General features: G+C 72.6%; 10 protein-coding genes. 2 read left to right on the top strand and 8 right to left on the bottom strand.

Annotation, left to right across the window (positions count from 1 at the left end; genetic code table 11):
• Positions 1 to 210: 210 nt before the first annotated feature.
• The 3 genes from FHR36_RS04295 to nsdA all read right to left on the bottom strand — a co-directional run bounded on the left by FHR36_RS04295 (position 211) and on the right by nsdA (position 3585).
• Positions 211 to 549 carry a P-II family nitrogen regulator gene (locus FHR36_RS04295; RefSeq protein WP_253793861.1) on the bottom strand — a complete coding sequence of 113 codons (339 nt, stop codon included), beginning with the start codon at positions 547 to 549 and terminating at the stop codon, positions 211 to 213.
• Entirely contained in the window at positions 549 to 1868 is a 1320-nt protein-coding gene (locus FHR36_RS04290; RefSeq protein ID WP_253793859.1) for an ammonium transporter, read from the bottom strand. The genes FHR36_RS04295 and FHR36_RS04290 overlap by 1 nt, the downstream gene beginning before the upstream one ends.
• A gap of 262 nt (positions 1869 to 2130) precedes the next feature.
• Entirely contained in the window at positions 2131 to 3585 is a 1455-nt protein-coding gene (gene nsdA / locus FHR36_RS04285) for a transcriptional repressor NsdA (protein WP_253793858.1), read from the bottom strand.
• Positions 3586 to 4030: 445 nt separating this feature from the next.
• On the opposite strand from nsdA, the gene FHR36_RS04280 reads away from it, so the two are divergent.
• Positions 4031 to 4717 carry a bifunctional DNA primase/polymerase gene (locus tag FHR36_RS04280; RefSeq protein WP_253793857.1) on the top strand — a complete coding sequence of 229 codons (687 nt, stop codon included), beginning with the start codon at positions 4031 to 4033 and terminating at the stop codon, positions 4715 to 4717.
• 129 nt (positions 4718 to 4846) lie between these two features.
• On the opposite strand, the gene ftsY is transcribed toward FHR36_RS04280, so the two are convergent.
• From ftsY to FHR36_RS04255, 5 genes are all read right to left on the bottom strand, one after another.
• On the bottom strand, positions 4847 to 6106 hold the full coding sequence (gene ftsY / locus FHR36_RS04275) for a signal recognition particle-docking protein FtsY (RefSeq protein ID WP_253793855.1): 1260 nt from the start codon (positions 6104 to 6106) through the stop codon (positions 4847 to 4849).
• A gap of 35 nt (positions 6107 to 6141) precedes the next feature.
• Positions 6142 to 9777 (bottom strand): chromosome segregation protein SMC, encoded by a 3636-nt coding sequence (gene smc, locus FHR36_RS04270; RefSeq protein WP_253793853.1) that lies wholly within the window; start codon positions 9775 to 9777, stop codon positions 6142 to 6144.
• Positions 9778 to 10027: 250 nt separating this feature from the next.
• Positions 10028 to 10231 carry a hypothetical protein gene (locus tag FHR36_RS04265; protein ID WP_253793851.1) on the bottom strand — a complete coding sequence of 68 codons (204 nt, stop codon included), beginning with the start codon at positions 10229 to 10231 and terminating at the stop codon, positions 10028 to 10030.
• Between the two features lie 393 nt (positions 10232 to 10624).
• Entirely contained in the window at positions 10625 to 10918 is a 294-nt protein-coding gene (locus tag FHR36_RS04260; protein WP_253794726.1) for an acylphosphatase, read from the bottom strand.
• Between the two features lie 263 nt (positions 10919 to 11181).
• Positions 11182 to 12567 carry an EGFR-like transmembrane domain-containing protein gene (locus FHR36_RS04255; protein ID WP_253793850.1) on the bottom strand — a complete coding sequence of 462 codons (1386 nt, stop codon included), beginning with the start codon at positions 12565 to 12567 and terminating at the stop codon, positions 11182 to 11184.
• Positions 12568 to 12800: 233 nt separating this feature from the next.
• On the opposite strand from FHR36_RS04255, the gene FHR36_RS04250 reads away from it, so the two are divergent.
• The gene (locus tag FHR36_RS04250) at positions 12801 to 13715 is read left to right on the top strand and encodes a DMT family protein (RefSeq protein WP_253793849.1); all 915 of its coding nucleotides are present in this window, start codon (positions 12801 to 12803) and stop codon (positions 13713 to 13715) included.
• The last annotated feature ends 6 nt before the right edge of the window (positions 13716 to 13721 follow it).

Raw genomic sequence — 13721 nt, 5'->3', positions numbered from 1 at the left:
ACGGCACGGTCGACCGCCCGATCGACGGCCTGACCGACGGCGTGGTCGGCCGCGTCGTCGCCGGGCTCGGAGGGCGGGTGGTGGCCTTCGGTGGTCGTCACGTCGTCTCCCCGTCCGTGGTGCCGGTACGCCTGCGGCGGACCTGCCGCCGGGTGGGCAGCAGATCCGCCAGGAGTGGTGTGCTGAATGCTAGGCGCAGGCCCGCCCGCCCTAGAGCGCGTCGGGGCCGCGCTCGCCGGTGCGGACCCGGACGGCGGTGTCCACCGGGACGGACCAGACCTTGCCGTCACCGATCTTGCCGGTGCGGGCGGCCTTGACCACCACGTCGATCAGCTGCTCGGCGTCGTCGTCGTCGACCAGGATCTCGATCCGGACCTTGGGGACCAGGTCCACGGTGTACTCGGCACCGCGGTAGACCTCGGTGTGGCCGCGCTGGCGGCCGTAGCCGCTGGCCTCGGTGACGGTCAGGCCGTGGACGCCGAAGGCCTGCAGGGCCTCCTTCACCTCGTCCAGGCGGTGCGGCTTGATGACGGCGGTGATGAGCTTCATCAGGCGTCGACCTCGGTCTTCTCGGCGGGAACGGTCACGGGGGTCGACAGGGCGCGGGCCAGGCTGGCGCCGACCGCGCTGAAGTCGTACGCCGACTCGGCGTGCTCGGCCTGGTCGATGCCGGCCACCTCGACGTCCTCGGAGACCCGGAAGCCGATGGTCTTCTGGATCGCCGTGCCGAGCAGCCAGGACAGGACGAAGGAGTAGACCAGGACCACGACCACGCCGAGCGCCTGCTTGCCGAGCTGGGTGAAGCCGCCGCCGTAGAACAGGCCGGACGCGGTCTGGCCGACGTGGCCGGTGGCGAAGAAGCCGATCAGCAGCGAGCCGATGATGCCGCCGACCAGGTGGACGCCGACCACGTCGAGCGAGTCGTCGAAGCCGAACTTGTACTTGAGGCTGATCGCCGCGGCGCAGGCCGCGCCGGCGATCACGCCGATGGCGATGGCGCCGAGCATCGACACCGAACCGCAGGCGGGGGTGATGGCGACCAGGCCGGCCACCGCGCCGGAGGCGGCGCCCAGCGTGGTGAACGCGCCGTGCTTGATCTTCTCGTAGGCGAGCCAGCCGAGCATGGCGGCGGCGGTGGCGACCTGGGTGTTCATGAACGCCATGCCGGCCACGCCGTTGGCGGCCAGCGCCGAGCCGGCGTTGAAGCCGAACCAGCCGAACCACAGCAGGCCGGAGCCGAGCATCACCAGCGGCAGGCTGTGCGGGCGCATCGGGTCCTTCTTGAAGCCGATCCGCTTGCCGAGCACCAGGGCCAGGGCGAGGCCGGCCGCGCCGGCGTTGATGTGGACCGCGGTACCGCCGGCGAAGTCGATCACGCCGTTGCGGTCGCCGAGCCAGCCGCCGTTGCCGCCGTCGAAGAAGAACACCCAGTGGGCGACCGGGAAGTAGACGATCGTCACCCACAGCGCCACGAACAGGCTCCACGCCGTGAACTTGGCGCGGTCCGCGATGGCGCCGCTGATCAGCGCCGGGGTGATGATCGCGAACATCAGCTGGAAGGCGGCGAACGCGGTCACCGGGATGGTGCCGGTGAGGGCGTTCAGGTCGATGCCGCGCATCCCGAGGTAGTCCAGGTTGCCGATCAGACCGGCGCCCGCGTCGGGGCCGAAGGACAGCGAGTACCCGTAGAGGACCCACAGCACGCTGACGATCGCGAGCGAGACAAAGCTCATGACCAGCATGTTGAGGGTGCTCTTGACCCTGACCATGCCTCCGTAGAAGAAGGCCAGACCCGGGGTCATCAACATGACCAGGGCCGCACAGATGAACACAAAGGCGGTATCGCCCGCGCTGAAGCCGTCCGGCATCGGCGTCTCCTCCGAAATGAAAGCCGCTCCACACCCGGGATATCTGTCCCGTGCCGTCCCGGGGTGTCGGCGATGAAGAGGAGAGTGCCGAAGGCTGGTTTCGGCCGATGCGGCTCGGTGTTTCGCGCCAGTGACACGGTTGACGCGGGCGTTACGAGCACGTGAACCACGGCCGTGTCATGGCATGTCCTGCGCTACGGTACGGCCCGCGCCACCGAGAGTGCGCGTGCGATCACCGGCCGAAAACGGCCCCTCGGCCGGGCTACACGGCCGAGGCGTACTCGGGGATGTCCTGGACCACCCGCTCGGCCAGCCGGTCGACCTCGGCCACGCCCTTGAAATGCCGGGTGGCCGCCTCGGAGGTCTTGCGCACCCGGGTGTTCAGCCGCTCCGAGCGGACCCGCTTGGCGATGTCCACCGCCTCCCCGCACCAGCGGGCGGCCTCCTCCGGCTCGTTCTGCAGCAGGTGGACGCTGGCCATGCCGACCAGGTTGAAGGCGTAGCTGCGGACGTGGTCGCCGTCCTCGCGGAACAGGTCGACCGCGCGCTCCATCACCGGAGCCGCCATCGACGCGTACAGCGGGCTGCGGCTGGAGTGGTAGGCCAGGTCGCGGTACGAGTGCGCGTTCTCCGCGTTGAGCTCGGCCTCGGAGAAGAACTTCAGCCAGTCCGGGGTGTCGTCACCGGTCCGGCAGTCGCTGAAGGTGTCCTCGGCCAGCCGGGCCGCCCGGGCGCACCGGTTGACCTCGCCGATCGTGGCGTACGCGCGCGCCTCCATCGCGTACAGCAGCGCCTGCTGGCGGGCACCGGCGGTGTCGCGGCTGCCGTACTGGGCGAGGTGGATCAGCTCCAGTGCGTCCTCGCCGCGGTTGAGGTGGATCATCTGCCGGCTCATGTCGGTCAGGATCAGCGCGCCGAACGGCCGGTCGCCGGCCTCCTTGGCCGCGTGCAGCGCCAGGACGTAGTACTTCTGCGCGCTCGGGTGCATGCCGACGTCGTACGACATCCAGCCGGCCAGGTGGGCCAGCTCGGCGGTCAGCCGGAAGAGTCGCTTGGTGGTGGCCTCCGGATAGGTCTCCTGGAGCAGGTCGGTGACCTCGTGGAGTTGGCCGACAACCGCCTTGCGGCGCAGCCCGCCACCGTTCTGGGCGTCCCACTGCCGGAACATCTCGGTGGTCTGCTCCAGCAGTTGCAGCTCCGGCTCGGACAGCCGTCCGGAGTACGGCTCGCCGCCGTTGGCCGCGGCCAGGATGGGCGTGGGCGCGCCGCTCGGGCCGGGGGTGAGCCACCGCTGCATCGGCTCGATCAGCGCCGCGCCGGCAGTCAGCGCCAGCGAGGTGCCGAGGAAACCGCGGCGGTTGAGCATCAGGTCGCTGCGCGAGTACTCGCTGATCAGCTGCACGGTCTGCGGGGCGCTCCACGGCAGGTCGACCCCGCCGCCGACGGTGGAGACCGGGATCGCCGTGCGCAGGCCCAGGTCCTCGACCGAGACCACCGAGCCGAAGCGTTCGGAGAACAGCTCGGACATGATCTTCGGGATCGGCTCGCGCGGCTGCTCGCCGTCCAGCCAGCGGCGGACCCGGGAGGTGTCGGTGGAGACGTGGTGGGCGCCGATCTGCCGAGCCCGCCGGTTCACCTGGCGGGCCAGCTCGCCCTTCGACCAGCCGCTCCGGGCGAACCACGAGGCCAGCTTCTCGTTCGGTTGCTTGTCTGCCATGGGACCGTCCCCATCCCGCCCCGCGACCCGGGGCCCTGCTCGTCCGAACCACCCCTACCGATCACCGGCGTGAGCAGCCCGCTGCGTTCCGTAGTGCTGAACGTAGCGGCCCGTCCGCCATCCGGGGGAGCACCACCGGAGAAACGCCACCTTTCGCCACCCCCACGAGTGAACAACCTTGGCCGCGCTCGCGCTTCACTAATAGTCAGCTCGGCTTGACCCCGGCATGTGCCGGGCGAGGGCCCCGGTCGACGGCGGAGGCAGCGTGCGGCTACGACGATCCGGCATCCGGCGGGCCGGTGCAAGGCGCATCCTCGCCCGCGCCACTCGAATCGGTGTGCGCCGTCCTGCGCGCGCCTCGAACGCAGGGCGCACTCCGCAGCGGACAATCGACGGACCGTCACAGTCCCGTAACCACCAGCAACCGGAATCTGTTGGGGGAGGCATGGACAACCTGTTCGGCGATCTCCGGCTCGGCACCCTGCGGCTCGCACCGCTCGGCGCGCGCCGCCGTACCCGGCCCACCGCGCTCCAGGCGGCCACCGAGTACACCGGCCGCTGGGGCTGGTCCGTCACCGCCGGCGGCCCGCCGACGCGCACCGGCGGCGGCTGCGACTGCATCGCCACCCACTGCGCCGCGCCCGGCCTGCACGGCGCGGTCGGCCCGATCGCCGGCCCCGGCACGGCCGTGCACGAGCTGCGCACCCTGTGCGCCGCCGACCGGCCGCTGCTGCTGCCCGCCGGCATCCACTTCGACGTGCTGGACGTGCCCTCCCAGCCCGGGCTCCAGGCCCTGGTGCGGCTGGAGCGGATGGGCACCCAGGTCGGCCCGGTGCTGGCCTCCCCCGCCGGGCGGCTGCTGTTCTTCGTCGCCCCCGGCACCGCCCAGCGGCTGCCCGACCTGCTCTACCGGATGGGCTGGGACGACGCCTCGCTCGACCTCGCCTGCCACGGCGTCGGCAGCTACGTGGCCGCGCCGCCCGTGGCGCTGGCCGGGCTGGGGGCGATGCGGTGGCTGCGCCGTCCCTGTCGGGAGAGCGCGGCGTGTCCCCCCGAGGCCCGCCTCCTGCTCGGCACCCTGGCGTACGCCTGCCACCGCACCCGCGAGCGGACACCTTCCTTCGCGGGGTGAGGGCAACCACAGAAGGGGCGCGTGGGGGCACCTCCCGGCCGAAGGCTGGGGGAGAACTGCGCGCCCAGCCACCGCTCTACGTGAGCAAATGGCTGGTCGCGCAGTTCCTCGCGCCCCTAGTGGTTCACGTCAGCCGAGGAGTGCGTCTACGAACGCCCCCGGCTCGAACGGCGCCAGGTCGTCCGCGCCCTCGCCGAGCCCGATCAGCTTGACCGGCACGCCCAGCTCCCGCTGCACCGAGACCACGATGCCGCCCTTCGCGGTGCCGTCGAGCTTGGTGAGCACGATGCCGGTGATGTCGACCACCTCGGCGAACACCCGGGCCTGGACCAGCCCGTTCTGACCGGTGGTGGCGTCCAGGACGAGCAGCACCTCGTCCACCGGGCCGTGCTTCTCCACGACCCGCTTGACCTTGCCCAGCTCGTCCATCAGGCCGGTCTTGGTGTGCAGTCGGCCGGCGGTGTCCACCAGCACGGTGTCCACGCCCTCGGCGATGCCCTCCTTGACCGCGTCGAACGCGACCGAGGCGGGGTCGCCGCCCTCCGGGCCGCGCACGGTGTGCGCGCCGACCCGCTCGCCCCAGGTCTGCAGCTGGTCGGCGGCGGCGGCACGGAAGGTGTCGGCCGCGCCGAGCACCACCCGGCGGCCGTCGGCGACCAGGACGCGGGCCAGCTTGCCGGTGGTGGTGGTCTTGCCGACGCCGTTCACGCCGACGACCAGGACGACCGCCGGGCCCTCCTCGTGCTTGGTCGAGCGCACGGTGCGGTCGGAGTCGGGGCCGATCAGGGTGATCAGCTCCTCACGGAGCAGGCCGCGCAGCTCGTCCGGGGTGCGGGTGCCGAGCACCTTGACCCGGGTACGGAGGTTGTCCACCAGCTCCTGGGTGGCGGCGACGCCGATGTCCGAGGTCAGCAGGGTGTCCTCGATCTCCTCCCAGGTGTCCTCGTCGAGGCGGTCCCGGGAGAGCAGGGTCAGCAGACCCTTGCCGAGGGTGCTCTGCGAGCGCGACAGGCGCGAACGCAGCCGCACCAGCCGGCCGGCGGTCGGCTCGGGGACCTCGATCGCGGGCGCGACCTCGGCCTCCTCGACCACCAGCTCCTCGGCCGGGGCCGCGGTGGCGTCCTCGGCCGGGGCGGCAGCGGTCTCCTCGGCCGCCGGCGCGCCGGCCGGGGCGGTGGCGGTCTCGGCCGGAGCCTGCGTCGGCGGAGCCGCGCCCTCCTCCGCCACCTTCGGCGGCGCCTTGGTCTCGGCCTGGGCGGACGGCGGCGTGACGACCGGGGTCTGCGTCGGCGGGGGCAGCTGCTTGCGTCGTTTGCCGGTGACGACGAAACCCGCGATCGCGCCGACGGCGACCACAGCGATGACTACGGCAAGGATCACGTATTCCATAACCCGTCCAGTATCACTTAGGGGTGCCGCGGTGCTCAGGCTTCGACAGGCCCGCGTTCGGCCGGTTTCCGTTCACGGTGTTCGTCGCGCAGGCGCTGGCTGATCACCTGGGAGATGCCGTCGCCCTTCATGGTGACGCCGTAGAGGGCGTCGGCCGACTCCATGGTGAGCTTCTGGTGGGTGATCACGATCAGCTGGGAGCTCGCCCGGAGCTCCTCCATGATCGCGATCAGTCGGCGCAGGTTGGTCTCGTCCAGCGCCGCCTCCACCTCGTCCATCACGTAGAACGGGCTGGGGCGCGCCTTGAAGATCGACACCAGCAGGGCGACCGCGGTCAGCGAGCGCTCGCCGCCCGACAGCAGGGACAGCCGCTTCACCTTCTTGCCGGGCGGCCGCGCCTCCACCTCGACGCCGGTGGTCAGCATGGACTCCGGGTCGGTCAGCACCAGCCGCCCCTCGCCGCCCGGGAAGAGCCGGGAGAAGACGCCCTCGAACTGCGCCGCGGTGTCGTGGTACGCCGCGGTGAAGAGCTGTTCCACCCGGGCGTCGACGTCCCGGACGATGTCCATCAGGTCGCGGCGGCTCTTCTTGAGGTCGTCCAACTGCTCGCCGAGGAAGCGGTGCCGCTCCTCCAGCGCCGCGAACTCCTCCAGCGCCAGCGGGTTGACCTTGCCCAGCTGCTGGTACGCCCGCTCGGCCGCCTTCAGCCGCTTCTCCTGCTCGGCCCGGACGTACGGCCGCGGCTCACCCGGCTCCTCGCCCTCCTCCGGCAGCGGTGGCGGGACGAGCTGGTCGGGTCCGTACGTGGCCAGCAGTTCGCCGCCCTCGATGCCGAACTCCTCCAGCGCACGGGCCTCCAGCTGCTCGATCCGCAGCCGCTTCTCCGCCCGCAGCACCTCGTCCCGGTGGCTCGCGTCGACCAACTTGTCGAGTTCCGACTTGAGTTCGCGACCGTACTCGCGGAAGGAGCGCAGCTCGGTCTCACGCTCGCCGCGCAGCTGCTCGACCTCGGCGCGCTCGGCCTCGGCGGTGGTCAGCGACTCCTCGATCCGGCTCAGCAACTGCCGGGCGCCGGCGGCGACCGCGGACGCCACCGCCGCCTCCCGGCGGGCGCGTTCGCGGCGCTCGGCGGCCCGGGCCCGGGCGTCGCGCTCGGCGCGGGCCGCCCGGTCGAGCTGGTCCGCCCGGCCGGCCAGACCGCGGACCCGCTCCTCGTGGGTGCGCACGGCCAGCCGCGCCTCCATCTCCGCCTGCCGGGCGGCCGATCCGGCGGCGGCCAGCCGGTCACGCTCGGCGCCGTCCGGCTCGTCCTCCCCGGAGTCGGCCGACTCCTCGGCCACCAGCAGCCGTTCGGCGAGTTCCTCGGCGGCCTCCCGGGCCTCGGCGAGCCCCTGCTCGGCCTTCGCCACGGCGGTGGACAACCGTTCCGCCTCACCGGCGGCGGCCCGCGCCTGGCCGCCCGAGCGACCCAGCGCACCGGCCAGGTCGGCCCGCTCCTTCTCGCCGCGCCGCCGCTCGGCGGCCAACTGCTCCAGCTCGGCGGCCAACTCCCGGCGGCGCTCCGTCCGCTCGGCCAGCTGCTCCGCCAAGTCGGCGCACCGTACGTCGAGTTCATCGATCCGGTGAGCGGCCTCGGTGACCGCGGCCTGGGTCTCCAGCAGGCTGGGGGCGCCGGCCGAGCCGCCCTGGGCGAAGCTCCGCGACAGCACGTCGCCGTCCAGGGTGACGGCGGTGGCGTCCGGCTGCGAGGCCAGCAGTTCGGCCGCCGCGCCGAGATCGGGCACCACCCACGCCCCGGCCAGCAGCACCCTGGCGGCCTGGGCGACGCCTGCGCGGCCCGAGACCAGGAGCGAAGCCGGCAGGGGCGTGTGAACCTCCTGGGCCGCCCGAACGTCCTGGGCCGCCCCCTGGTGGCCGTCGTCGTCGCCCGGAGTGGCGATCAGCAGGGCCGCCCGTCCCGCGTCCAGCTTGCGCAGCAGTCGCAGGGCCTGCGCCGCCGCTCCCACCCCGTCGACCACGACCGCGTCCGCCGCCGCGCCGAGCGCCGCCGCGACGGCGAGCTCGTACCCGGGCTGGACGGAGAGCAGTTCGGCGGCGGCGCCGAGCACCCCGACCGGCCGTTCGTCGTCGTCGCCGTCTCCGCCGCCGCCGCCGAGCAGCGTGCCGCTGCCGTCCTTGCGTCGCAGCCCGAGGGCCAGCGTCTCGTGGCGTGCGGTGAGCGCCGCGCGCTCCCGCTCGGCGGCGCCTGCCGCGTCCCGGACGGCGGCGAGTTCGCGTTCGGCGTCGGCGAGGGCGGCCCGGGCCCGGTCGTGGGCGTGCTCCAGTTCCTCGTCGCCGGCGGCCAGACCGTCGGAGTGCTCCCGGAGTTCGGCGTACTCGGCCTCGGCGGCCGCGGCCCGGGCGACGGCCTCGTCGCGGGCGAGGGCGAGCCGGCCGATCTCCGCCTCGGCACTGGACGCCTTGGACCGGGCGGCAGCGGCCTGCCCCTGCAGGCGGGCGAGTCCCTCCCGGCGGTCCGCGATGGCCCGGGCGGCGGCCTTGAGCCGGGTCTCCTCGGCGGTGAGGGCGCGTTCCAGGTCGCCGCGCGACTCGACGGCCTCGGCCAGCGCGTACTGCGCCTCCTCCAGCGCCTCGGCGAGGGTGGCCTCCTCCTCGCGGACGCGCTCGGCCTCGCGTTCCAGCTCCTCGGGGTCGCGGCCGCGCCGCTCCTCGGCCTGGCCGACGCCGGCCGCGGAGCGGACCCGGGCCTCGGCGAGGCCGACGGTGCCGCGGGTGCGCTCGGCGAGCGAGGAGAGCCGGTACCAGGTCTGCCGGGCGGCTTCCAGCTGCGGTCCGAGCTGTTCGACCTGGGCCTCCAGTACGGCTTCGCGCTGGATCGCCTTGGCGAGCTCCTGCTCGACGGTGGTGCGGCGCAGCTTGAGCGCCAGTTCGTCGGCGACCTCGGCCTCGACGGCCCGGCGCAGCACCAGCAGGTCGTCGGCGAGCAGCCGCAGCCGGGCGTCGCGCAGTTCGGCCTGGATCCCGGCGGCCCGCCGGGCGATCTTGGCCTGGCGTCCCAACGGGCCGAGCTGGCGGCGCAGTTCGGCGACGAGGTCCTGGACGCGGTTGAGGTTTCCCTGCATCGCGTCCAGCTTGCGCAGCGCCTTCTCCTTGCGCTTGCGGTGCTTGAGGACGCCGGCCGCCTCCTCGATGAAGGCGCGGCGTCCCATGGGGTCGGCGTGGAGGACGGAGTCGAGTTGACCCTGGCCGACGATGACGTGCATCTCGCGGCCGATGCCGGAGTCGGAGAGCAGTTCCTGGATGTCGAGCAGGCGGCAGGTGGTGCCGTTGAGGGCGTACTCGCTGCCGCCGTTGCGGAACATGGTCCGGGTGATGGTGACTTCGGAGTAGTCGATGGGCAGCGCGCCGTCGGTGTTGTCGATGGTGAGGCTGACCTCGGCACGGCCGAGCGGAGCGCGTCCGCTGGTACCGGCGAAGATGACGTCCTCCATCTTGCCGCCGCGCAGCGACTTGGCGCCCTGCTCCCCCATGACCCAGGAGAGGGCGTCGACGACATTGGACTTGCCGGAGCCGTTGGGACCGACGACGCAGGTGATGCCGGGTTCGAAGCGCAGCGTGGTGGCGGAGGCGAAGGACTTGAATCCGCGCAGCGTCAGACTCTTCAGGTGCACGCGCCCGTCCTCCTCCGCCGCGACTACCGGTCCCGCTGGCGACTGTATCCGGCCAGGTGGCGGTGGACGCGGTGGTGGCCCTGTCCACGCCGGAAGGGGCCACCGCGCCGAGGTCCGAACAGTCCGAACGGCCTCGGCAAAGGGCTTCGGATGCGACGAAGGGACGTCACCCGGGACGTCCCTTGCAAGCTGCCATCCCTTGTGGGGAAGCTCTTGTGCGCAACAGCGTCGATCGGTGAGGATCGCGGTATCAGGTGAGGGCCGGCTCCCGCTGGTCCAGGTCGATGCTGTTGAGCAGCGAGTGCTCGTCAGCGACAGCGGTGAGAGCGTCGTTCTCGGCCTGGAGCTTCATGAGCTCCTTCTCCAGGTCCAGGACGCGCTGCTGCAGCCGTCGCATCTCGGAGAGCATTCGCGGGTCGGGGCCGCCGACGTACCCGAGAAGCGCCTTTGCCATGATGTATGGTCCTCCACGCTGAGTGACCGAACCGTGTACGGTATGGGTCTTGGGGGAAGGGATGCGCACGCGTCCACGCCGCCGGACGTGCTGGCTGGGCACTCCGGGACAGCCGCGATGAGCTGGGCCCATACGGCATGACCCCGTCGGCATAAACGCAGACCTGTGCGCGGGCTTCAAGCGTCTCACCAAAGACCCTACGGGTCAACACGATCACCGCACGCTACCGCCCCCCTGTCACCTGCATGGCGGGATCGACACGCCACGGGTCGGGGCGGAGGGATCGAAAGGATCACTACGCTTGCGGAGTCAACCACGAGTCTGCCCGAATGGCAACCGCATGACACCGGCAGTTGCCGGGAGGCTCTCCTCCTACCGGCAACTGCGGTGTGTTCATCGGATCGCGAATCCGTCGTACCCCTCGCCCGTCGCCGACCAGATCTCGGTGACGCCGGTGACGCGGCCGGGCGTGTCGGGACCGCGCAGCAGTGCCAGCAGTTGCTCGCACTCGCCGTGCAGCCCCTCGGCCACCACCTGCACCCGGCCGTCGCCGAGGTTGCTCGTGTAGCCGTTGAGCCCGATCTCCAGGGCACGGGCCCTGGTCCACCAGCGGAAGCCGACCTGTTGGACGCGTCCGCGCACCCAGATGGTGGCGCGGACGGGCTGCAGACCGTCGCGACCTTGCATGTCTCGACCATAGTCGGGCATCCAGAGCGCGAACGGCGCCGGCTTCACGCGGCTTCCACCGACCCTCCGCACACCGTCGGAGGGCGTGGCGGTCGGCAGGGCCGGGAACGGGTCGGGCGGCAGGTCGGCGGAGCGCTCGGCGGGTTCGACGGTCACCGCACCAGCCTGCCACGGCCGGCCCGGACGGAAACGGCGCGGCCCCCGGTCCGCTGGGGACCGGGGGCCGTGCCGCACAGCGCGTGCCGGGCGGATCAGGATCAGGCTCAGAAGCCGCCGAAGTCGCCGCCACCGCCGCCGTCGAAACCACCGGAGTCGAAGCCGCCGCCGTCGAAGCTGCCGAAGTCGGACGCGTTGAAGTCCCCGCCCGAGTACTCGCCGGCGTCCGCGCCGCCGTTGGCGTCCCAGACGCCGTGGTCGCCGTGGTGGTGGCCGTAGTCGCCGTAGCCACCGCCGGCGGCGTACGCGTAGCTCGGCGTGGACAGCGCCGAGCCGAGCACGGTGCCGACCACCAGGCCGGGCAGGATCCCGCCGCCGAAGTAGCCGCCCGCCCACGGGCTGTACGCCGGGCCGGCGTTCCAGTACGGCTCGTGGCCGTGGTCGGTCTGCACCGTGCGGATGTGCGGGTCCTGGCCGGTGGCGAGGCGGTCCGCGTCGTCGGCGCACGCCGGGACGGTGCGCACCGCGCCGCCCATCGGCGCGAACTCCACGTCGCGCACCGAGGGCCCGTGCCGCGGGTCGAAGAAGCACGGCACCCGGCGCTCGGGCAGCGGCCGCTTGTCCCGGCGGGCCGCCAGGGTGGCCAGCGCGAACCGGCCGTCCTCCAGTGCCTCGGTCACCGGCTTGACGTCCTCGGGACGCTTGGCCTCGTCCATGGACCGCTTGGCGCGGTCGTACGCGTCCAGCGCGCGGGTGTAGTCGGCGCGCTGGGCGTCGTCCGCGTCGCCGGCGCCGGGGTTGAAGTCCAGCCGGTCGAGCTCCTCGCCGAAGGCGGTGATGTCCTCGTCGACCACGGTGCGCAGCTGCGCCAGCTCGGCCCGGACCTTCTCCTCCTTGCGCTTCTTCGCGCGGCGGAACAGCAGGAACACACCGCCGCCGACCAGTGCCAGCAGCACCACCGGGATCACGATCGCGGCGACGGAGACTCCCCCGCCGTTCACGCCCTCGCCCTTGGTCTGCTTGGCGGCCTGGTCGACGAAGTCGTTGAGGGTGCCGTTGATGTCGCCGGGGTGCGAGCGCAGGGCCGCGCCGGCGATGTTGTCCGTGGACGACGGCCGCAGCGCCTTGGCGTCGGAGAACGCCTTGAACTCGTTGCCGCGCCAGATCGCGTACACGCCGACGATGCCGACCTTGGTCCGCAGGTCCTTGGCGACGGTCGTGCGCGGGTACTCGTTGCTGTCCGGCAGGACGGCGACGAAGATCGGCTTGTCCGCCTTGTTCAGCTTCTTGGTGAGGTCCGCCGCCTGGGCCGCGGAGAAGCGGCCGGTCATCGCCGGATCGACGTAGACCTGGCCCTGCTTCAGGGTCGTCGCGGCCGCGTCGATCCCGCCCGCGGCCCGCGCGGGCGCGGCGAGGAGCAGGAGCAGCCCCAGCAGTGCCGCCAGCACGGCGAGCGGCACGGTGGCCGCGGGGCGGCGGATAGCAGTTCTCATATCAGAGAAGGTACCGGTCCGCCGGGGGCACGCGGCTGCTACCCCGGGTGGATCCGGACCCCTACCCCGGGATGATCCCACCCCGTACCGCAGGCGGATCCCGACCCCGCCGACCGGCCGGAACCCCCACTCGCCGTCCGCCGCCGGTGCCCGGAGAGGGCATAGTGGTGCCTGCCCGGCCCCTCAGCCCGTCCCTGTGCCGGCCCCCTCTGCCACCGATTCGGAGCTTCCTGGTGATCATCGGCCTCGTCACCGCCGTCGCGGCGTCCGCCTGCTACGGCACCGGTTCGGTGCTGCAAGCCCTCGGCGCCCGCCGCTCGGCCCGGCAGGAGGCCGCCGAATCCACCGGGACCGCCACCACCGAACACGGCGGCCCGAGCCTCGCCTCCACCGCCAAGGCCGCGGTGACCTGGGAGTTCATCCTGGGTACGGTGCTCGACTTCGTCGGCTTCATGCTCGGCGCGCTGGCCGCGCGGCTGCTGCCGCTCTTCCTCTCCCAGACCATCATCAGCGCCAACCTGGTGATCACCGCCGTGCTGAGCATCAAACTGCTCGGGCTGCGGCTCAAGCGGCTGGAGTGGGTCTCCATCGGGGTGCTGTGCGGCGCGCTGGTGCTGCTCGCCGCAGCAGCCGGCCCCGAGGGCGGACACCACGCGCCGATGGCGTTCCACTGGTGGCTGCTCGGCGTGACCGTCGTGCTGATCGCCGGCGGCAGCCTGCTGGTCCGCCGGCTCGGGCGCAGCGGTGCGATCGTCGCGGGCCTGCTCTCCGGCCTCGGCTTCGGCGCGCTCGGCATCGGCGTCCGGATCCTCGACGGCGTCCAGCCCTTCGACCTGGCGCAGCTGGTCGGCGACCCGGCGCTGTACGCGATCCTGATCGGCGGCCTGGGCGGGATGTACCTGCACACGGTGGCCCTGCAGATCGGCTCGGTGAACGCGGCGACCGCGGCGCTGGTGGTCGGCGAGACGGTGGTGCCGGGCGCCGTCGGCGTGCTGTGGCTGGGCGACTCCTCCCGCGCGGGCCTCGGCTGGCTCGCGGTGACCGGCTTCGTCCTCGCCGTGGTCAGCGCGGTCGGTGTCGCCTACTTCGGCCAGAGCGAGACCGAGGCCCACGGGAACCGCCCCAAGGTCCCGGAACCGGTGAACTGAAGCCGG

Origin of the sequence: Kitasatospora cinereorecta, from assembly GCF_024172095.1 — a bacterium.
In the GTDB taxonomy this organism is placed as follows: domain Bacteria; phylum Actinomycetota; class Actinomycetes; order Streptomycetales; family Streptomycetaceae; genus Kitasatospora; species Kitasatospora cinereorecta.
Note: the sequence above shows the minus strand (reverse complement) of the source record. Positions and strands in the feature narration are given on the sequence as shown.

Bases quoted from the DNA above. Each gene is read 5' to 3' on its own strand.
- FHR36_RS04295 (WP_253793861.1), bottom strand. From the start codon at position 549: ATGAAGCTCATCACCGCCGTCATCAAGCCGCACCGCCTGGACGAGGTG.
- FHR36_RS04290 (WP_253793859.1), bottom strand. From the start codon at position 1,868: ATGCCGGACGGCTTCAGCGCGGGCGATACCGCCTTTGTGTTCATCTGT.
- nsdA (WP_253793858.1), bottom strand. From the start codon at position 3,585: ATGGCAGACAAGCAACCGAACGAGAAGCTGGCCTCGTGGTTCGCCCGG.
- FHR36_RS04280 (WP_253793857.1), top strand. From the start codon at position 4,031: ATGGACAACCTGTTCGGCGATCTCCGGCTCGGCACCCTGCGGCTCGCA.
- ftsY (WP_253793855.1), bottom strand. From the start codon at position 6,106: ATGGAATACGTGATCCTTGCCGTAGTCATCGCTGTGGTCGCCGTCGGC.
- FHR36_RS04265 (WP_253793851.1), bottom strand. From the start codon at position 10,231: ATGGCAAAGGCGCTTCTCGGGTACGTCGGCGGCCCCGACCCGCGAATG.
- FHR36_RS04260 (WP_253794726.1), bottom strand. From the start codon at position 10,918: ATGCAAGGTCGCGACGGTCTGCAGCCCGTCCGCGCCACCATCTGGGTG.
- FHR36_RS04255 (WP_253793850.1), bottom strand. From the start codon at position 12,567: ATGAGAACTGCTATCCGCCGCCCCGCGGCCACCGTGCCGCTCGCCGTG.